This window comes from Brevundimonas sp. Root1279 (assembly GCF_001425945.1).
Classification (GTDB): domain Bacteria; phylum Pseudomonadota; class Alphaproteobacteria; order Caulobacterales; family Caulobacteraceae; genus Brevundimonas.
In genome coordinates, this window is sequence record NZ_LMEB01000006.1 from 439,429 (window position 1) to 457,226 (window position 17,798).

Below are 17,798 nucleotides of genomic sequence, written 5' to 3' on the forward strand. Positions count from 1 at the left end.
TTTCGACGGAAATGTGAAACCCTGTCCGCATGAGGCTCAATCGACGCAAAGGCGCCGCTGAAGTCGCATGAATCATTGATCGGCAGGTGATCCAGCCGACACACGACCTCCCTAGCGTCCCCCGACCTGAACGGGGGACTTCATGCACAACCAAACTCGTCTTCGCACCTGCCTGCTGGCAGGCAGCGCCCTGGCGCTCGTCGCCGCTTCGCCCGCCCTGGCCCAGAGCGGCCCGTCCGATCCGGGCGTCGAGGATCCGGCCGGCGCAACCCGGCTCGGCGACATCGTGGTCACCGCCACCAAGCGCGAGACCAACCTGCAGGACACGCCGATCTCGATCTCGGTGGTCAATTCGGAAGATCTGACCGACCGGCACGTCCAGAGCCTGATGGACCTGGCTGACGGCGCGGTGCCCAGCCTGCGCGTCGCCACCTTCGAGGCTCGCCAGTCGGCTCTGACCATCGGCATCCGCGGCATCGTCCCGCTCGACGCCAACCAGCCGGCTCGCGAGCAGGGCGTCGGCGTCTACATCGACGGCGTCTACCTGGGTCGCCAACACGGCCTTGGCGCCGCCCTGCTCGACATCGAGCGCATCGAGGTCCTGAAGGGCCCGCAAGGCACGCTGTTCGGCCGCAACACCGAAGGCGGCGCCCTGTCGCTGATCACGCGCCGGCCCTCGGGCGAGTTCGACATGCGCGCCATCGCCGGCGTCGGCAACCAGGAGTCCTACAACTCGGAACTGCACGTCAATTTCGGCGCGGTCGGCGACTTCGCGTTCAAGATCGACGGCGTCATCCAGGTGCAGGGTCCGGCGACCAGCAACCCGCTTCCGGGAGAGGAAGGCTTCGGCCAGTTCGACCGTCGCGGCCTCCGCGCCCAGGTGCGCTGGACCCCCACCGACACCTTCACCGCCGATCTCGCCGCTGACACCGGCGTCGACAAGAACACGCCCTTCTACAGCCAACTGCTGAACTTCAACCCGCTGGGCCGGCTGGTCGTGCCGTGGACCTCGCCCAGCGTCCCGTCGGGCAGCATCCGCGACCTGGCCCCGATCGTCATCGTCGAGGGCGAGGACCGCATGACGGTCGCCGACATCGGCGTGCCCCAGCAGTGGAGCACGGATGAGACCCAGGGGACCGACCTGCACCTGTCGTGGCGGCCGAACGACGCGCTGGAGCTGCGCTCGATCACGGCCTATCGCGAGGTCGACGTCGAGCAGTACGACAATATCGCCGGCGCACACCGGCCGCCGGTCGTCGGCCCGAACGGCAACTTCAGCCGCTACTCGCTGGCCGGCTTCTGGCAACACCAGTTCAGCCAGGAGATCCAGGCGCTCGGCTCGCTGGGCGACCGGATCGACTACGTCGGCGGCCTCTACTACTTCAAGGAAACCGTCTCGGACGACGCGGCGACGCCGTCGACCAACCGCTGGAACGCCGACGGCACGGGCTACACCATCCTCGACCCGACCCCGACCATCCGCGGCCATCGCTTCCTGGATCGCGCCTCGACGGCGCACTCGGAATCCAAGGCCGTCTACGGCCAGGCGACCTTCACCCCGGACATCCTGGGCGACAGCCTGCACATCACCGCGGGGGGTCGATTCACCTGGGACGACAAGGACGGCAGACTCGAGATCGTCAACAACGTCGCGACGAACTTCACCTTCGACACCTCGACGGACCGGTTCGACCCGCTGGTCACCGTGGCCTGGGACGCGTCCGACCAAGTCAACGTCTACGCCAAATATTCGACCGGCTACCGGGCCGGCGGCGCCAGCTCGCGCTCGCTGACCTACCGCTCGTTCGACGCGGAGGAGGTCACGGCCTACGAGATCGGCCTGAAGAGCGACCTGTTCGACAACCGGCTTCGCTTGAACGCCGCCGTCTACGCCATGGATCGCGAGAACAGCCAGATCGACTTCAGCCTGGTCACGGTCGTCGGCGCCTCGACCCGCAACACGCTGGAAACCGTCAACGCGCCCGGCACCACGAAAATCCGCGGCATCGAGCTGGAGGGCCAGTTCCAGGCGACGGACAATCTGCGCCTGTCGGCCTCCTACGCCTACACCGACACCGAAATCCCGCCGACCGAGAACCCGTTCACGGGCGTGATCCAGCCCGTGTTCATCGTCTTCACCCCGCCGAACGCCGCCAGCGTGGCCGCCGACTGGGAATCGCAGCTGATGAACGCGACGCTGAAGGCCCACCTGGACGCCAACTACGCCGACGCGACCCAGACGTTCGACCAGTCCGCGGTGAAGAACGACTCCTCGTTCATCGTCAACGGCCGGGTCGCGATCGCCGACATCCCCACCAACCCGGGCGGTCCGACGCTGGAAGTGGCCCTGTGGTCGCGCAACCTGCTGGACGAGGCCCACGTCTATCGCCGCGACCCGGCCAACCGCACCACCCTGGGCGATTACGGCAACTTCAATCCGCCGCGCACCTTCGGCGTGCAGCTGACCGCCCGCTACTGACACCGGCGGCTGCGGCGTCCCCGGGCGCCGCAGCCGACCATCGCCGTTGATCCGCGCCCCGCCGGCGGGTCATGATGTCGGCGTGATGATCCGCGGACGATGCCATTGCGGGGCCCAGCGCTTCAGCGCCCCGGCCCCGGACAGCGTGACCGAGTGCGACTGCTCGATCTGTTCCCGTCGCGGCGGGCTCTGGGCCTATTACGACCCGGCCGAGGTGACCCTGGAGACGACGCCCGAGACCCTGGCGGCCTACCAGTGGGGCGACCGGATGATGACCTTCCATCACTGCCAAACCTGTGGCTGCTCGGTGTTCAACGATGCCCCGGCCTGGACCCGCGAAGACGGCGTCGACATGCCGGCGCGGATCATTCTGAACGCTCGGCTGTTCGAGGATTTCGACCTGGCCGCCGCGCCGGTGCGACGCATCGACGGCCGGAGCCCGCCACCCCTTGCGAGCTGACCCGCGAGGGCGCAACTGACGTCCGCCGCCAAGCTTCAGGAGCCTCCCATGCCCATCGCCACCCGCGCCTTCGCCGCCGTCGCCTCGGACAAGCCCCTGGAGCCCTACAGCTTCAATCGCCGCGACCCCGGCCCGGACGATGTGGCGATCGAGATCCAGTACGCCGGCATCTGCCACTCGGACCTGCACATCGTGCATAACGACCTGGGCAACACCCGCTATCCGATCGTGCCCGGCCACGAGATCGCCGGCGTGGTCACCGCCGTCGGGGCCAACGTGAGCCGCTTCAAGGAGGGCGACCGGGTGGGCGTCGGCTGCATGGTCGACAGCTGCCGCACCTGCGCCTCGTGCCGCGAGGGCGAGGAGCAGTACTGCGTCCCCGGCATGACCCAGACCTACGGCTCTCCCGACCCCAAGGGCGCCGACGTCGGCCAGAAGATCACCCAGGGCGGCTATTCGACCGCCATCGTCGTCGACCAGAACTACGTCCTTCGCATCCCGGACAGCATCCCCCTCGACGCCGCCGCCCCCCTGCTGTGCGCCGGCATCACCACCTACAGCCCCCTCAAGCACTGGAAGATCAAGCCCGGCTCCAAAGTCGCCGTGATCGGCCTGGGCGGCCTGGGCCACATGGCGGTCAAACAGGCTGCGGCCATGGGCGCCGAGGTCACCGTCCTGTCGACCTCCGACCGCAAGAAGGCCGACGCCGAGCGGATGGGCGCCAAACATTTCCTGATCAACTCGGACAAGGCCGCCATGGCCGCGGCCGCCGAGAAGTTCGACCTGATCATCAACACCGTCTCGGCCACCCACGAGATCGCCAGCCACGTGCAGTTGCTGGCCCGCGACGGCACCATGGTCATGCTGGGCCTGACCACCGAGGGTCTGCCCGTCTACGCCATGGGCCTGCTGTGGCGGCGCCGCGCCGTCGCCGGCTCGCTGATCGGCGGCATCCGCGAGACCCAGGAGATGCTCGACTTCTGCGCCGAGCACGGGATCGCCAGCGACATCGAAGTCATCGCCCCGGCCCAGATCAACGAGGCCTACGACCGGCTGGAGAAGTCGGACGTCCGCTACCGCTTCGTCATCGACATGGCAAAGATCTAGGGACGAGGGGCGACGGGCGAGGGGCGCTGCTTCGACCCTCGCCCCTCGACCCTAGCCCCTCTCGTCGCTACACCGTTAGATTGAAGGCCCTCCACCAGAGAGGGCGCTCCAGGGACAAGGAATCGCACATGGCTCGCGTGGCATTGGTGACCGGCGGCACCCGCGGCATCGGCAAGGCGATCGTTCAGCGGCTCAAGGAGGACGGCATGGCCGTCGCCGCCGGCTACTCCGGCAATACCGAGGCCGCCGAGGCGACCGCCCGCGAACTGGACGTCATGGTCGTCAAGGGCAACGTCGGCAGCTTCGAGGACTGCGCCCGCGCCGTGGCCGAGATCGAGGCCAAGCTGGGCCCGATCGACGTGCTGGTGAACAACGCCGGCATCACCCGCGACGGCTTCTTCCACAAGATGAGCTCGGAGCAGTGGTCCGACGTCATCCGGGTGAACATGGACAGCGTCTTCAACATGACGCGTCAGGTCATCAACGGCATGCGCGACCGCAGCTTCGGCCGCATCGTCAACATCAGTTCGATCAACGGCCAGAAGGGCCAGATCGGCCAGACCAACTACTCGGCCGCCAAGGCCGGCATGATCGGCTTCACCAAGGCCCTGGCGCTGGAGAACGCCCGCAAGGGCGTGACCGTGAACTGCATCGCGCCCGGTTATATCGACACGGAAATGGTGGGGGCGATGGACGAGAAGGTGCTGGCCGGCATCGTCGCCCAGATTCCCGTCGGTCGCCTCGGCAAGGGCGAGGAGATCGCCGACATGGTGTCCTGGCTGGCGGGCGAGCGTGCCGGATATGTCACAGGCTGTACGCTGTCGCTGAACGGCGGTCAGTATCTGGTCGGCTGAGGTCCACCTGCCCAAAATCCGCCGCGTGGCGATTCCTACTAGGCCGCTATGGAGTTGACGGCGAGGGTCAGAACGGCGCTAACGCCGCTTCAGGCCGCGATGGCGATCGCCCTCGCGGTTACGGCCCTTTTGTCTCTGCTGTTCGCCGCCCCGGCCCTGGCCCAGAGCCGCGGCAACGCCCAGGCGGAACAGAGCCAGTCGCTCCGCGAACGCCGTCCATCCCCGCCGACGCCGCCGCCCGTGGGCCGCTACATGGCGGAATCGGGCGAGGGCTTCATCCTCGACCGATCTGGGCGGCACCCCCTGCTGCGCTTCGACCGCCGCGCCGAAACCTGGGTGCTGCGCCCCAGCGCCGCCCCGCGCGGCGACGTCATCTACCGCAACGATGCGGGGGATGAGGTCCTACGGGTGACCCCCGGCGGCGGCATGACCGTCTACACGCCGCGGGCGCCCGGCGGCTCGCCCGCCTCGTTCGCCGGCGCCGGCCAGAGCCTGACGCCGCCGACCCTCGGCCCGGTGCTGCTGTTCCGCCTGATGGCCCAGCGCAGCGCCATGGTGAGCCAGGCGCTCGGCCGGCTGGTCGAGGTCAATCTGAGCGGACAACGCTCGGAATCGCTTTGCGTGGAGGCCCTGATCGTGACGACCGAGGCGGTCATCCGCATCGCCCGCTCGCCGACCGCGCGCGAATACGTCGAGGATCTGCGCAGCATCACCATTGTCGAGGGCCGCCGCTCAGGGGTGACCTATTCGCGCGGTCGCCTGACCGTCACGGTCAATCCGGACGAGGGCATGGCCGGCCGCCCATCCTCGGCCCGCGTCATCCGCGCCATCCTGCCTCAGACCTGAGCCGCTAGCCCGCAAAGCTGTCCTTGGCCGCGCGGCGCGCCGCGAAGTCGCTGGCGTCCCTGGCCCGCAGGAAAGGGTTGAAGGCCTTCTCCGCCCCGATCGTCGTCGGCACCGTCGGCTGGCCGCGCTCACGGGCCGCGAACACCGCCGCCGCTCGCGCCGCCATTTCGGGGCGATCATCCAGGCTCAGGGTGAAGCGGGCGTTGGCCGCGGTGTATTCGTGGGCGCACCAGATCACCGTCTCGTCCGGCCAGGCCGCCAGCGTCGACAGGCTGGTCCACATCTGCTCGGCCGTGCCTTCGAACAGCCGACCGCAACCCATGACGAACAGGGTGTCGCCGACGAAGGCCTGGCCGCTCGCCGCGTCGCGATAGACGATGTGGCCGAGGGTGTGGCCGGGCGTCTCGGTCACCGCCAGCGTCGTCTCGCCCAGTTGCACGACGTCGCCGCCGCGGACCACCCGGTCCAGCGAGGCGGCGCGGCGCACCTCCTCCGGACCGACGATCTCGCAGCCGGTCGCCGCCTTGAGGCGCGCGTTGCCCTGGGTGTGGTCCGGGTGCCAATGGGTGTTCAGGATCAGGTCCAGCCGCCCCCAGCCCGACCGCTCCAACTCGGCCAGCACGGCCTCGGCGTCAGGCGTATCGACCGTCGCCACCTGTCCGGTCGCCGCATCGCGCAGCAGGAAGCCGTAGTTGTCGTTGAGGCAGGGGAACAGTCGGACGTCCAGGGTCATGACCCGATCCTAGCAGCCGGGCCCCCATGCGCCTATGATGGGGTCATGCGCCGCAGTATCGAAGAGCTCCGGGACTTCTACGGCGAACCGGCCGGGACCCTGGCGCGTCGGCTGCTCGCGCGCCGGCTGGAGGACGCCTGGGGCGAGGCGAACGGGACCGACGTCCTCGGCATCGGCTACGCCACGCCCTGGCTGGACGCCTTCGTCGGCGCCCGCCGCGTCGTCGCCGCCATGCCCAGCGGTCAGGGAGTCGAGCTGTGGCCCGCCGCCGGCCGCAACCGTACGGTCCTGGTCGACGACCGCCGCCTGCCCTTCGCCGCCGGCGCCTTCGACCGCATCCTGCTGGTCCACGCCCTGGAAGAGGCCGACGACGCCCAAGCCCTGCTGCTCGAGGCGGTGCGCGCCCTAGCCCCGGCGGGACGGATCATCCTCGTCGCCGCCGCCCGCGGCGGGCTCTGGTCGCGGGTCGAGGCGACGCCTTTCGGCCACGGCCGCCCCTTCACCCGCCGCCAGCTTGAGCGACTGGTGCGCGAGGCCGGGCTGGAGCCGACGGCCTGGTCCCAGACCCTTTACGTGCCGCCATGGCGTCCGCTGCTGCCCTTCGCCGACGGCTTCGAACAGATCGGCCGTCACATCATGCCCGGCGCAGCCGGCGTCATTCTGCTCGAGGCCACGCGCCAGGCCTATGCGCGGGTTCATCCCGGCGGGGCCGCCGCCACCGCCCCGCTGCTGACCCCGGCCCTGCACCCGCAACCGGCGTCCCGGGCGCGCCGCAGCCATCCGTGAACCCTTCGCCGGCGGTTCCATTTGTCACGGTCAGGCCCTAAAGGCCGGAGCATGCAGAGACTGATCCTGATGCGGCACGCCGAGGCCGAACGGGCCGCCGGCTCCGGGCGCGACCGCGACCGGGCCCTGTCCGCCCGCGGCCGCGAAGACGCCGCCGCCATGGGCCGCGCCCTGGCCGCCCGCGGACTCAAGCCTGACCTGGCCCTGGTTTCGCCGTCCAAGCGCACCACCCAGACCTGGGAGTTGGCTCACGACGCCTTCGGCGACGTCGAGGTGCACGACCACGATCCGCTCTACAACGGTCCCGCCGACATCCTGCGTCGCTACATCGAGGACGCCGAGGATGCGGCCGGCTGCCTGATGGTGGTGGCGCACAATCCGGGCGTCCATGTCCTGGCCGTAGAATATCTGATCGAAAGCGCCGCTTCGCCGGCCATCCTGGACCGCATGACGGGCGGCTTCCCGCCGGGCGCCGCGGCGGTGTTCGGCGTCGACCCGGCCGGCCGCTGCACCCTGGAAGGCTTCCTCCAGCCGCGTGACCTGACCGCATGAGCGAAGTCGCCTACAAGCTGGTCGATCGCGCCGAATGGGAGGCCGCGCGCCCCTCGGGCGCCTACGGCGGCTCCGCCGTCGATCTCGCCGACGGCTACATCCACATGTCGACCTCGGCCCAACTGGCCGAGACGGCGCGCCGCCACTATGCGGGCCGCAGCGACCTGGTGCTGGTGACGGTGGACTGCACTTGGCTCAGCGAGACCCTGAAGTGGGAGGCGTCGCGCGGCGGCGACCTGTTCCCGCACCTCTACGCCCCCCTGCCCTTCGCCGCGGCGGTCGCCGAGCGCGGCCTGTCCGTCGACGCCGAAGGGACCCTGAAGTTCGAGGACGGAGCCGCCGGATGGCCCTGAGCGACATCGGCGCGGCCGTGCTGCGCAAGATCGACCCCGAGGCCGCCCACGGCTTGGCCATCAAGGCCCTGAAGACCCTGCCGCTCCCCTCGGCCCCGGTCGACGATCCCGTGCTGCACACGACCCTGGCCGGCCTCAGCCTGGCCAACCCGGTCGGCCTCGCCGCCGGTCTCGACAAGAACGGCGAGGCGTTGCACGGCCTGGCCCGCCTCGGCTTCGGCTTCGTCGAATGCGGCTCGGTGACGCCGCGCGCCCAGCCCGGCAATCCGAAGCCGCGCCTGTTTCGCCTGAGCGAGGACCGGGCGGTCATCAACCGCATGGGCTTCAACAACCAGGGACTGGAGGCCTTCGCCGCCAATCTGGCGCGCCGCCCCACTGAGACCGTCATCGGGGCCAACCTCGGCGCCAACAAGGACACCGAGGACAAGGCGGCGGACTACGTCACAGGGCTGGTTCGCCTGAAGGGTCTGGCCGACTACGTCACCGTCAATGTCTCCTCGCCCAATACGCCGGGTCTGCGCGACCTGCAGGGGCGGGCCGCGTTGGACGACCTGCTCGGCCGGCTGGCGGAGGCCCGCGGCGATGACCCGACGCCGGTCTTCCTCAAGATCGCGCCTGACCTCACCGCGGCCGAGATCGCCCTGACTGTCGAGGCCGCGATCGACCATCGCATCGACGCCCTGATCGTCTCGAACACCACCCTCGATCGCCCGGAAAGCCTGCGCGCACCGGACCGCGGAGAGGCCGGCGGCCTGTCGGGCGCGCCGCTCAAGGCCAAGGCCATGGCCGCTCTTCGGGCCGCCGCCGAAGCGGCCGCCGGCAAACTGCCGCTGATCGCGGTCGGCGGCATCGACTCCGGCGAAGAGGCCTACGCCCGCATCCGCGCCGGCGCCGCCGCGATCCAGCTCTATTCCGCCCTGGTGTTCGCCGGGCCGGGGCTGGTCGGCCACATCAAGCGCGATCTGGCCGCCCGCCTGCGCGCCGACGGTTTCTCCAGCGTGGTCGAGGCCGTCGCAACCGCGCGTTGACGGAGCGTTAGGGCAAGCTGTGCATGGTGGCGGGAAGGGCGGACTACGCCCGCCTCCCGGGGGATGCATGGCGAACGCCAAAGCCGATATGCCTGCCGCCGCGTCCGATAGCTGGGCCGGCGCCATCCGTCAGCGGCGCAAGGCGCTGCTGCAGCGGTTGGGCATGGCTGCGGCCAGCGCCCTGGTGTTCAGCCCGCTGCTGGGCTGGGACCTCAGCGTCGCCTGGGTGCTCGGCTATTTCGTTATCCAATTGGTCGACCTGTGGATCTTCGGGCCCGTCAACCAGGGCAAGACCGAGCGGCTGCGCGGCCCACGCGGCCTGGCCGGCGATGCGATCCTGTTCGTCAACGCAAGCTATTTTGGCAGTCTGGCCATTCCGCTGTGGCAGGCTGGCGGCCCAATGGGCGGCATCTGCGCGGCCATGTTGCTCTCCGCCGGCGCCATCTATTCGATGATCAACGCCCCACGCTCGACCTCGGTGCTGGTGCTGACGGTGACGCCGCAGTTCCTCTACCTGGCCTCGACGCCCTTCTTCATGTTCGCCTTCCACGCGTCGCCGGCCTTCGTGACCGCCGCCTCGATCGCCGTGGGCGTCTTCATCACCTACTGCCTGTCGACCTGGCAGCGCATGAACCAGTCGCGCATCGCCGAAAGCGCCGCCCGTGTAGAGGCGGAAGAGAAGCGCGCCGACGCCGAACGGATCATGGAGGGCCGCAGCGCCTTCCTCGCCGCTGTGGGCCACGACCTGCGCACCCCGATCAGCGCCATCCTGACCGGCTCGGCCGAGCTGGAGCGCGGGGCTGGCGACAGCGCCGCCCGCGCCCAGGCGCGCCTGATCAGCGACGCCGGCTTCATGATGAAGGCCCTGCTCGACGATCTGCTCGACCACGCCAAGCTCGAAGCCGGGCACATGACGGTCGAGAGCGCCGACTTCAACCTGCGCGACCTGCTCAACCAGTCGGCCCGGCTGTGGCGCGGCCCGGCCCGCGCCAAGGGCCTGAAGCTGCGCATCGAGGGCGCCTCGCGCGTGCCGATGTCGGTGCGCGGCGATCCGATGCGGCTGCGTCAGATCCTCAACAACCTGATCTCCAACGCCATGAAATTCACGGCCGAGGGCTCGATCACCCTGCGCTTCAACGCTTGGGCCGAGGACACCGGCGGCCACGCCGTCCTGATCGAAGTGGCCGACACCGGCCCGGGGATGACCCCCGACCAGCTGTCGCGCCTGTTCACCCCATTCGACCAGACCATCGCCGGCGTCAGCGCCCAGTACGGCGGCACCGGGCTGGGCTTGGCCATCAGCCGCCAGCTCGCTGAGCTGATGGGCGGCCGCCTGACCGCGCGCAGCGCCGTCGGCAAGGGCGCGAGCTTCACCCTCGCCCTGCGCCTCGACGACGGCCAGGTGATCGCCGCCCCGACCCAGGTCCTTGATCAGGAGAGCCGAGACGCCGTCGCCCGCGCCCTGTCGACCCGCGTCTCGACCCGCCCGTCGGCCCCGGCCTCGCCGGCGCCGCTGGCCCAGTCTCTGACCGCCGAAGCCCCGGCCGCGACCCCCGCCGTCCTGGCCGTCCTCGCTCAGGTCGACCCGAGCGCCGTCGGGCCCCATCCCGAACCGGCCCCCGCGCCCGAGCCCGTCGCAGCCGAGGGCGCCGAAGACGAGGACGAAGGCCGTCCGATGCGCGTGCTGGTCGTCGACGACCACGACATCAACCGCCGCGCCATCCAGCTGATCCTTCAGCCGTTGGGCTGCGATATCGCCACCGCCGCCGACGGCATGGCCGCCCTGAAGATCTGCGAGAGCTCCAGCTTCGACCTGATCTTCATGGACGTCCGCATGCCCGAGCTGGACGGTCGCGAGACCACCCGCCGCATCCGAGCCGGCGGCGGTCCCAACGCCCTGGTCCCGGTCATCGCCGTGACCGCCGACACCTCGGCCGAGGACATCGCCGCCTGCACCGACGCCGGCATGACCTATTTCGTGCCCAAGCCGATCACCCCGCCCATGCTGCTGGGGGCCATCACCCATGTGATGACCATGGCTCAGGACGACGTCGCCCCCCCGGCCTCCGCCGCCGCCTGACCGCGCACCTCGGCGACCAGCCGGTCGCCGAAGTCGGGCGCCTTCATCGCGCACTCCCAGACCGTGACGACCCGCCATCCGGCCCCGTCCAGCGCCGCTTCCGCCTCGGCGTCGCGTCGCCGATTGCGGTCGATCTTGGCGATCCAGTAGTCGGCGTTGGCCTTGGGCTGGCGTGCGCCGCGCGGGCAGTCGTGCCCGTGCCAGAAGCAGCCGTGCACGAACAGGGCGACCCGCCGCCCCTTCATCACCAAGTCCGGACGGCCGGGCAGGCCTGCGCCGCCCAGCCGATAGCCGATGCCCGCCTCGCGAAGGATACGACGCACGGCCAGTTCCGGCCGCGTGTCGCGTCCCTTCACCCGCCGCATCACGGCGCTGCGTTGCTCGGGACTGAAGACGTCGGTGCTCATCAGCTCAGGAACGCGGGAACGCCCTCGCTCAGCGAGCGATAGCGCCCCGCGCTCAAGCAGCGAGCCGCCGCGCGGCGAGCGTTAGCGCCCTTTAGAGAGTGGCCAGCAGATGCTCGGCCGAGGACACCTTGAACTCGCCCGGCTGCTCGATGTTCAGCTGCGCCACGACGCCGTCCTTGACGATCATCGAATAGCGCTGCGAGCGCTCGCCCATGCCGAAGCCCTTGGCGTCGAGCGAAAGGCCCAGCTGGCGGGTGAAGTCGCCGTTGCCGTCGCCCAGCATCAGGATGTCTTCCTTGCCGATGCCCTGGCTGTCGGCCCAGGCGCCCATGACGAAGGCGTCGTTGACCGAGACGCAGGCGATCGTGTCGACGCCCTTGGCGGCCAGGTCCGCGCGGTGATCCTTGAAGCCCGGCAGGTGGCGGGCCGAGCAGGTCGGGGTGAAGGCGCCGGGCACGGCGAACAGGGCCACGGTCTTGCCGGCGAAGATCTCATCCGTCGAAACCGGCTTCGGACCGTCGTCGGTGGCGCGGGTCAGGGTGGCCGAAGGAATGCGGTCGCCGATCTGGATGGTCATGAGGGGGCTCCGGGCTGGGCTTGGGCTGGACGGGCTCGTCTGCGCCCCAGATAAGGCCGACCGCCGTTCTCGCCAAGCCCGCGACGCTTCCGCGCCTTGCGCCTGCCCCCCGGCGATCCGATGATAGGAGGTATGGACGGCTTCGAATCCCTCGTCGGACGGCTGCTGGTGGCCATGCCCGGCATCAGCGACACCCGCTTCGAGCACGCGGTCATCCTGGTCTGCGCCCACGGTCCCGATCACGCCATGGGCCTGCGGCTGGACCGCCCCGCGCCGGGCGTCGACCTGAAGAGCGTCCTGGCCAAGCTGGAGACCCCCGCCCCCGACGCCGCCGCTCAGCGCGCCGTCCTGGTCGGCGGCCCGGTCGAGCGCGAGCGCGGCTTCGTCCTTCACACCGACGACTGGATGGCCCCGGACGCCTCCATGGCCTTCGGCGACGGCCTGGCCATGACCGGCACGCGTGAGGCCCTGGCGGCCATGGTCGACCCCTTCGCCGGCCCGCGCCGCGCCGTGCTGCTGCTCGGCTACGCGGGCTGGGGCGAGGGTCAACTGGAGGATGAGCTGGGCGAGAACGTGTGGCTGACGGCCGAACCCGACCCCGACCTGATCTTCGACCCCGACTACGCCGGCAAGTGGAGCCGCGCCATCCACGCCCTCGGCATCGACCCGGCCCAGCTCTCAGGGCAAAGCGGACGGGCCTGAGCAGGGGCTAGGTTCTAGGGGCTGGGGGCTGGGGGCTGGGGCGATGGACGCGGATCAGGAGGGCTGCTCGACCGCGGCTCCCCTAGAACCTAGAACCTAGAACCTAGAACCTAGACCCTACCTACGCCGATCGTTGCTTCAGCGGCGCCACGCCGTCGGCCAGGGACTCGTTGAGATAGACCTCGGCCTCCTGGGCCGGCAGGGCGGCGGCGTAGCCGAAGCCCTGACCATAGTGACACTGGGCGTCCAGCAGCAGAGCCGCCAGGCCGGCGTTCTCGACCCCCTCGGCGACGACCTCCAGCGACAGGTCGCGGCCCAGGTTGACGACCGATTTGACGATCTTCGCCGAGCCCTCGTCCTTGTCCATGGTCAGCACGAAATAGCGGTCGATCTTCAGCGTATCGAACGGCAGCTTCGCCAGGTAGCTGAGCGACGAGAAGCCGGTGCCGAAGTCGTCCAGCGCCAGCGAGGCGCCGGCGTCCCGCAGTTGTTTGAGAGTGTCGGCGGCGCGCGTGGTGTCGCGCATGATGTCGCCCTCGGTGACCTCCAGCTTCAGCGCCCCGCGCGGCAGGCCCGACTCGACGATGATGCGCCGCACGTCGTCGACCAGGTTGGCCCGCTCGATCTCGCCGACCGACAGGTTGACGCTGCAGAACAGGCGGCCCGCGGTCGGATGGCGCGCCAGCCACTCGGCCAGCTGCCGGGCCGACTGGCGCATCATCAGCAGGCCCAGATCATTCATCAGGCCCATCTCGTCCGCCAGGCCGAGGAACTCGTCCGGGGGCACCAGGCCGCGCTGCGGATGGCGCCAGCGGGCCAGCGCCTCGAAGCCGGCGACGGCGCCCGAGGTCAGGTTCACGATCGGCTGGTAGAAGGGCTCGATCTCGCCGCGCAGGAAGGCGTTGCGCAGGTCCGCCTCGAGCGCCAGACGCGATAGGCTGTCGGACTCCAGGGCGCGGCCATAGGCGGCGGCCCCGCCGCGGCCCGCGGTTTTGGCCTGCTCCACGGCCAGTTCGGCCCGGCGCAGAAGTTCGGCGGGATCCGGCGCATCCGGCCCGCCCTCGGCGACGACCGCGCCGATCGAGACCGTCGGATAGATATCGAAGCCGGCCACGCGCAGCGGCTGCTCCAGCGCCGCGCGCAGGCGCTCGGCGGTGTTTCCCGAGCCGCGCGACACGATGATGGCGAACTCGTCCTCGCCAATGCGCGCCGCGCCGGCTTCGTGCGCGAAGGCGGCGTTCAGACGCGACCCGAGCGCGGCCAGCACCAGGTCGGCGCGCTCATGGCCCAGGGCCTCGTTGAGGCGGCGCAGACGGTCGAGGTCGGCCACCACCAGCTCATAGTCGCCCGGCTGGACCAAGGTCTCGCTGATGCGCGCCAGGAAGGTGCGGCGGTCTAGCAGGCCCGTCAGGTGATCGCGGTGCGAGGCGGCGAATTTGGTTTCCAACGCCACCACGCCGGCGGCGCGCAGCCCGTCTTCCAGCCAGACGCCGCGCCAGATGCAGGTCTCGGCGTCGCGCATGCGCAGGCGCACGGCGACCTCGGTCCCCTCCTCCTGCGGCTTGAGGATCTTTTCGGCCAGGGCGCGGTCCTGCGGGATGGCCACGGCGGTGAAGGCCGCGCCCGAGCATTCCGGCGCGAGGGGGCCCAAACCCAGGGCCCGGGTCGCCCCGGTGAAGCGCATCTGATCGTCGGCGGGGGTCCACACCCACAGGGCGGCGTCTGCAGCCGCGAGCGCCTCAATGGCGGTCGTCGCGTCCCAGGCCAGACTTCTGGAGCGTGTGTTCAAAGCGCGTGACCGGTCCTGACAGGACGGCCTGACTAGCCGCCGCGCCCGACCGCGTCATTGACGATGCCGAACAGCAGATGATCTGCCCAAGCGCCGTTAATTTTGAGATAAGCACGAGCCCGCCCCTCGTGCGCGAAGCCGGCCTTTTCGAGCACCCGCCGGGAGGCCGTGTTGCTCGGCACGCAGGCCGCCTCGACCCGGTGCAGCGCCAGTTCATCGAACGCGTATTCGACCATCGCCCGCACCGCCGCGGTGGCGTGTCCCTGCCCGGCATGGCCCTGGCCGATCCAGTAGCCGAGGGTGCCGGATTCGGCGACGCCGCGACGCACGTTCGACAGGGTGATGGCTCCCAGCAGCGACTGGTCGCCTTCTGCGAAAATGAAGAAGGGCCAAGCGTTCCCCGCCTCCATCTCGCGAGCGTAGATCGACAGCCGGCGGCGGAAGGCGGCGCGGGTCAGGTCGTCCTCAGGCCAGGTCGGCTCCCAGGGCTGCAGGTAGCGGTAGGACGCCTGCCGAAGGCCGGCCCAGGCCTCGTGATCGGACGCGCGTGGGGGCCGCAGGCAGACACCGTGGCCCCGGACGATCGGCCCGCTTACCTCGTTGATCCAGTCCAGCAGGGCCATCGGCGAAGGATAGTCTTCGAGGCGTCAGGCGAAAAGAGCGTAGCGGAAGGCGGCGCCGGCCGGAGCCGCCGTTTTCGGGCCGAGCACGGCGGTCGCCGCGAGACCGGCGGACAGGGTCACGGCGGCGGCGGCGCGCACGTCCTCGGCGGTCTGGGCCAGCACCCGGTCGGCCATGGTCTGCGAGCCGATCGGGGCGCCGAAGATCAGTACCTGGGCGGCCGCTCGACCGGCGCGCGCCGCCGGGCTTTCGTCCGACATCCAAAGGCCGGCGTTCAACACGGCCTTGGACCGCGACAGCTCGACGTCGGTCGGGCCGTGCTCGGCCAGGGCCTTCAGTTCAGCGGCGCAGACCTTGGCCAGCTCGACCGAGCGATCGGCCGCGGCGCCGGCGTAGATGCCCAGCAGGCCCGCATCCTCATACGGCTCGTGATAGGCGTCGATGGCGTAGGCCAGGCCGCGCGCTTCGCGGGCGCTCTGGAACAGCCGCGAAGCCATGCCGCCGCCGAGGATCTCGGTCATCAGCCGGGCGGCCGGATATGCCGGATCCACCGCGGACGGCGCGGGCAGGAGGAAGACCACATTGGCCTGCTCGATGCGGCGGGTGAGGGTCGCATCGCCGCCGGTGAAGACAGGCGCCGCCGGGGCGTCCGCCGGGGTCGCCGCCTCGCCGCCGAACCAGCGCTCCGCCAGGGCCAGAAGCTCCGTCTCATCGACCGCGCCCGAGGCCGATACGACCATGCGATCCGGCGAGTAGAGGCGCGCACGCCATTCGCCAATTCCCGCTCGCTTGATCGGCTTCAGGCTGGCCACCGAACCGAGGATCGGGCGGCCCAGCGGCTGATCGCCATAGGCCCGGGTCTGGGCCATTTCGAAGACGTGGTCGTCGGGCGTGTCGAAGGCCTCGGCGATCTCCTGGGCGACGACATCCTTCTCGCGCTCGATCTCATCGGGATCGAGGGTCGGACGAAACACCAGGTCCGAGACCACCTGCATCGCCAGACCGAGCGATCCCTGCAGCGCCCGCACCTCGAAGCTGGTGCGCTCATAGCCCGTCGCCGCATTGAGCGAGCCGCCCTCGGCCTCGATACGCTCGACGATCTCGCGCGCGCTCATCTCGCCGGCGCCCTTGAACACCAGGTGCTCGAGGCAATGAGACCAGCCCGAGCGGGACGCATCCTCCCACTTGGCCCCGCCGCGCACGGCGACGGTCAGGGCCAGCGTGCGCAGGCCCGGCATCGGATCGCAGACGACCCGCAGGCCGTTCGACAGGGTGTGCAAGCGGGCGGTCAGAGGGGCTCCTTCGTCGTCCTATTGCCCCGCTCGCTTGGCGTGGCTGATTGAGGGCTGAGCTTTCGGCGCAGCAGGGCGATGTAGAAGGCGATCAGGGCCAGCGCCAGACCGAACCAGGTCAGGGCGTAGCCGAGGTGGTTGTTTGAAAAGGCCGCCGGCGGGGCGGACGGATGAAGGGCCTGCCACTCGGGATTGGAGGAGGTCAGGGCGAACAGGGTCCAGGGCGAGACCTCGCCGACCTGCAGGGCCTCGGCCATCGCGGCCGAGTCGCGGGCGTAGAAGCGTCCCTGCTGCGGCGGGGGTGCCATGGCGCCCGGCGGGGGAGTCTGCCGGAGCTCTACGGCGACCGTCATCGGGACCGTCGACGACGCCACGGGCGGCCGGGCCGAAATCTCGTCCGCGACAAAGCCCCGGTCGACCAGGAAGGCGCGCTCCTGCCCGGCCGGCCGGCAGGCGGAGATGAGGCGCACGCCGGCCTGGCCGTCGTGGATCGACTGCAACTCGACATAGGGCGCCGAGGCCAGGCCCGGGCAGTCGATGGACGCCTTGCGGAACTCCGGCGAGCCCGAGGCCAGAACGGTCGCCAGGGGCGCGGGCGGCCGGGCGACGGCGGTCTCCGCCTGGGTGATCAGGCCTTGCTTCCAGTGCAGCCGCTGAACCTGCCAGACGCCGAGCGACAGCAGCAGGGCGAGCGCGAGGGCCGCGACGACGGTCAGTCCCCACGGGAAACGACGGCGAGCGGCCTCAGTCATGGCTGGTCCGGTTGCGCATCTGCAGGGCTATCATGACCCCCTTGCCCGGCCGCATCAGGCCGATCGACAGGGTCGCGACCAGCGGCAGGGCGATGAGCAGCAGAAGCCAGATCGGCGGATCGTAGGCGATCATCACGAACAGGGCGCTGAACACCACGATCCCGCCGGCGATCTGCATGATGAAGATGGCCGCCCCGTCGCCGGTGTTCAGGCGGCTGAAGTCGAAACCGCAGGCGGCGCAGCGGTCGACCACCTTGAGAAAGCCCTCGAACAGCGGCCCCTGCCCGCAATGGGGGCAGCGGCAAAGCAGACCGGCGCGGATCGGGTCGATCCGCGCCGGTGCAGCGTCTTTGAGTTCAGAGGACATTCGTCACCCCGGC

19 protein-coding genes are annotated in these 17,798 nt (G+C 70.2%); 11 read left to right on the top strand and 8 right to left on the bottom strand.

What is annotated here, in order from left to right:
• Nucleotides 1–142: 142 nt before the first annotated feature.
• The 5 genes from ASC65_RS10145 to ASC65_RS10165 all read left to right on the top strand — a co-directional run bounded on the left by ASC65_RS10145 (nucleotide 143) and on the right by ASC65_RS10165 (nucleotide 5,746).
• Nucleotides 143–2,479: a TonB-dependent receptor gene (locus tag ASC65_RS10145; protein WP_056452256.1), complete on the top strand. Its 2,337-nt coding sequence runs from the start codon at nucleotides 143–145 to the stop codon at nucleotides 2,477–2,479.
• 85 nt (nucleotides 2,480–2,564) lie between these two features.
• Nucleotides 2,565–2,939: a GFA family protein gene (locus ASC65_RS10150; RefSeq protein ID WP_235561471.1), complete on the top strand. Its 375-nt coding sequence runs from the start codon at nucleotides 2,565–2,567 to the stop codon at nucleotides 2,937–2,939.
• A gap of 48 nt (nucleotides 2,940–2,987) precedes the next feature.
• Nucleotides 2,988–4,046, top strand: a complete 1,059-nt coding sequence (locus ASC65_RS10155) for an NAD(P)-dependent alcohol dehydrogenase (RefSeq protein WP_056452259.1) — start codon at nucleotides 2,988–2,990, stop codon at nucleotides 4,044–4,046.
• Nucleotides 4,047–4,174: 128 nt separating this feature from the next.
• The gene (gene phbB, locus ASC65_RS10160) at nucleotides 4,175–4,900 is read left to right on the top strand and encodes an acetoacetyl-CoA reductase (protein ID WP_056452261.1); all 726 of its coding nucleotides are present in this window, start codon (nucleotides 4,175–4,177) and stop codon (nucleotides 4,898–4,900) included.
• 99 nt (nucleotides 4,901–4,999) lie between these two features.
• Nucleotides 5,000–5,746, top strand: coding sequence for a DUF4908 domain-containing protein (locus ASC65_RS10165; protein WP_056452263.1), 747 nt, complete (start codon nucleotides 5,000–5,002; stop codon nucleotides 5,744–5,746).
• Between the two features lie 4 nt (nucleotides 5,747–5,750).
• Here ASC65_RS10165 and gloB read toward each other — a convergent pair whose 3' ends face one another.
• Entirely contained in the window at nucleotides 5,751–6,479 is a 729-nt protein-coding gene (gloB, locus tag ASC65_RS10170; RefSeq protein ID WP_056452266.1) for a hydroxyacylglutathione hydrolase, read from the bottom strand.
• A gap of 45 nt (nucleotides 6,480–6,524) precedes the next feature.
• On the opposite strand from gloB, the gene ASC65_RS10175 reads away from it, so the two are divergent.
• The 5 genes from ASC65_RS10175 to ASC65_RS10195 all read left to right on the top strand — a co-directional run bounded on the left by ASC65_RS10175 (nucleotide 6,525) and on the right by ASC65_RS10195 (nucleotide 11,278).
• Nucleotides 6,525–7,265 carry a class I SAM-dependent methyltransferase gene (locus ASC65_RS10175; protein WP_056452269.1) on the top strand — a complete coding sequence of 247 codons (741 nt, stop codon included), beginning with the start codon at nucleotides 6,525–6,527 and terminating at the stop codon, nucleotides 7,263–7,265.
• A gap of 51 nt (nucleotides 7,266–7,316) precedes the next feature.
• Nucleotides 7,317–7,817, top strand: coding sequence for a SixA phosphatase family protein (locus tag ASC65_RS10180; RefSeq protein WP_056452272.1), 501 nt, complete (start codon nucleotides 7,317–7,319; stop codon nucleotides 7,815–7,817).
• Nucleotides 7,814–8,170 (top strand): DUF952 domain-containing protein, encoded by a 357-nt coding sequence (locus tag ASC65_RS10185; protein ID WP_056452275.1) that lies wholly within the window; start codon nucleotides 7,814–7,816, stop codon nucleotides 8,168–8,170. The genes ASC65_RS10180 and ASC65_RS10185 overlap by 4 nt, the downstream gene beginning before the upstream one ends.
• The gene (locus tag ASC65_RS10190; protein ID WP_056452278.1) at nucleotides 8,161–9,198 is read left to right on the top strand and encodes a quinone-dependent dihydroorotate dehydrogenase; all 1,038 of its coding nucleotides are present in this window, start codon (nucleotides 8,161–8,163) and stop codon (nucleotides 9,196–9,198) included. Before ASC65_RS10185 ends, ASC65_RS10190 begins: the two co-directional genes overlap by 10 nt.
• Before the next feature lie 67 nt (nucleotides 9,199–9,265).
• A complete protein-coding gene (locus ASC65_RS10195; protein WP_235561472.1) occupies nucleotides 9,266–11,278 on the top strand; it encodes an ATP-binding protein in 2,013 nt (670 codons plus the stop codon).
• Here ASC65_RS10195 and ASC65_RS10200 read toward each other — a convergent pair.
• Nucleotides 11,239–11,685: a very short patch repair endonuclease gene (locus tag ASC65_RS10200; RefSeq protein ID WP_056452281.1), complete on the bottom strand. Its 447-nt coding sequence runs from the start codon at nucleotides 11,683–11,685 to the stop codon at nucleotides 11,239–11,241. The two genes, ASC65_RS10195 and ASC65_RS10200, sit on opposite strands and share 40 nt — an antisense overlap.
• A 91-nt stretch (nucleotides 11,686–11,776) precedes the next feature.
• The gene (locus ASC65_RS10205) at nucleotides 11,777–12,262 is read right to left on the bottom strand and encodes a peroxiredoxin (protein ID WP_056452284.1); all 486 of its coding nucleotides are present in this window, start codon (nucleotides 12,260–12,262) and stop codon (nucleotides 11,777–11,779) included.
• A gap of 132 nt (nucleotides 12,263–12,394) precedes the next feature.
• Between ASC65_RS10205 and ASC65_RS10210 the strand changes: the two genes are divergently transcribed.
• Entirely contained in the window at nucleotides 12,395–12,964 is a 570-nt protein-coding gene (locus tag ASC65_RS10210) for a YqgE/AlgH family protein (protein ID WP_082525980.1), read from the top strand.
• Between the two features lie 121 nt (nucleotides 12,965–13,085).
• On the opposite strand, the gene ASC65_RS10215 is transcribed toward ASC65_RS10210, so the two are convergent.
• Genes ASC65_RS10215 through ASC65_RS10235 form a run of 5 tightly spaced genes read right to left on the bottom strand, consistent with a single transcriptional unit; the run spans nucleotide 13,086 to nucleotide 17,785 of the window.
• Nucleotides 13,086–14,753, bottom strand: a complete 1,668-nt coding sequence (locus ASC65_RS10215) for a putative bifunctional diguanylate cyclase/phosphodiesterase (RefSeq protein ID WP_056452289.1) — start codon at nucleotides 14,751–14,753, stop codon at nucleotides 13,086–13,088.
• 32 nt (nucleotides 14,754–14,785) lie between these two features.
• Nucleotides 14,786–15,376 carry a GNAT family N-acetyltransferase gene (locus tag ASC65_RS10220; RefSeq protein WP_056452293.1) on the bottom strand — a complete coding sequence of 197 codons (591 nt, stop codon included), beginning with the start codon at nucleotides 15,374–15,376 and terminating at the stop codon, nucleotides 14,786–14,788.
• Between the two features lie 24 nt (nucleotides 15,377–15,400).
• On the bottom strand, nucleotides 15,401–16,612 hold the full coding sequence (locus tag ASC65_RS10225; RefSeq protein WP_156459628.1) for a M16 family metallopeptidase: 1,212 nt from the start codon (nucleotides 16,610–16,612) through the stop codon (nucleotides 15,401–15,403).
• A gap of 50 nt (nucleotides 16,613–16,662) precedes the next feature.
• On the bottom strand, nucleotides 16,663–17,418 hold the full coding sequence (locus tag ASC65_RS10230) for an SURF1 family protein (protein WP_056452299.1): 756 nt from the start codon (nucleotides 17,416–17,418) through the stop codon (nucleotides 16,663–16,665).
• Nucleotides 17,411–17,785: a DUF983 domain-containing protein gene (locus tag ASC65_RS10235; protein ID WP_056452302.1), complete on the bottom strand. Its 375-nt coding sequence runs from the start codon at nucleotides 17,783–17,785 to the stop codon at nucleotides 17,411–17,413. The genes ASC65_RS10230 and ASC65_RS10235 overlap by 8 nt, the downstream gene beginning before the upstream one ends.
• Nucleotides 17,786–17,798: the final 13 nt, after the last annotated feature.

Excerpts from the sequence above, each read along its gene's own strand:
- ASC65_RS10145 (WP_056452256.1), top strand. The coding sequence starts at position 143 with ATGCACAACCAAACTCGTCTTCGCACCTGCCTGCTGGCAGGCAGCGCC.
- ASC65_RS10150 (WP_235561471.1), top strand. The coding sequence starts at position 2,565 with ATGATCCGCGGACGATGCCATTGCGGGGCCCAGCGCTTCAGCGCCCCG.
- ASC65_RS10155 (WP_056452259.1), top strand. The coding sequence starts at position 2,988 with ATGCCCATCGCCACCCGCGCCTTCGCCGCCGTCGCCTCGGACAAGCCC.
- phbB (WP_056452261.1), top strand. The coding sequence starts at position 4,175 with ATGGCTCGCGTGGCATTGGTGACCGGCGGCACCCGCGGCATCGGCAAG.
- ASC65_RS10165 (WP_056452263.1), top strand. The coding sequence starts at position 5,000 with ATGGCGATCGCCCTCGCGGTTACGGCCCTTTTGTCTCTGCTGTTCGCC.
- gloB (WP_056452266.1), bottom strand. The coding sequence starts at position 6,479 with ATGACCCTGGACGTCCGACTGTTCCCCTGCCTCAACGACAACTACGGC.
- ASC65_RS10175 (WP_056452269.1), top strand. The coding sequence starts at position 6,525 with ATGCGCCGCAGTATCGAAGAGCTCCGGGACTTCTACGGCGAACCGGCC.
- ASC65_RS10180 (WP_056452272.1), top strand. The coding sequence starts at position 7,317 with ATGCAGAGACTGATCCTGATGCGGCACGCCGAGGCCGAACGGGCCGCC.
- ASC65_RS10185 (WP_056452275.1), top strand. The coding sequence starts at position 7,814 with ATGAGCGAAGTCGCCTACAAGCTGGTCGATCGCGCCGAATGGGAGGCC.
- ASC65_RS10190 (WP_056452278.1), top strand. The coding sequence starts at position 8,161 with ATGGCCCTGAGCGACATCGGCGCGGCCGTGCTGCGCAAGATCGACCCC.
- ASC65_RS10195 (WP_235561472.1), top strand. The coding sequence starts at position 9,266 with ATGGCGAACGCCAAAGCCGATATGCCTGCCGCCGCGTCCGATAGCTGG.
- ASC65_RS10200 (WP_056452281.1), bottom strand. The coding sequence starts at position 11,685 with ATGAGCACCGACGTCTTCAGTCCCGAGCAACGCAGCGCCGTGATGCGG.
- ASC65_RS10205 (WP_056452284.1), bottom strand. The coding sequence starts at position 12,262 with ATGACCATCCAGATCGGCGACCGCATTCCTTCGGCCACCCTGACCCGC.
- ASC65_RS10210 (WP_082525980.1), top strand. The coding sequence starts at position 12,395 with ATGGACGGCTTCGAATCCCTCGTCGGACGGCTGCTGGTGGCCATGCCC.
- ASC65_RS10220 (WP_056452293.1), bottom strand. The coding sequence starts at position 15,376 with ATGGCCCTGCTGGACTGGATCAACGAGGTAAGCGGGCCGATCGTCCGG.
- ASC65_RS10225 (WP_156459628.1), bottom strand. The coding sequence starts at position 16,612 with ATGCCGGGCCTGCGCACGCTGGCCCTGACCGTCGCCGTGCGCGGCGGG.
- ASC65_RS10230 (WP_056452299.1), bottom strand. The coding sequence starts at position 17,418 with ATGACTGAGGCCGCTCGCCGTCGTTTCCCGTGGGGACTGACCGTCGTC.
- ASC65_RS10235 (WP_056452302.1), bottom strand. The coding sequence starts at position 17,785 with ATGTCCTCTGAACTCAAAGACGCTGCACCGGCGCGGATCGACCCGATC.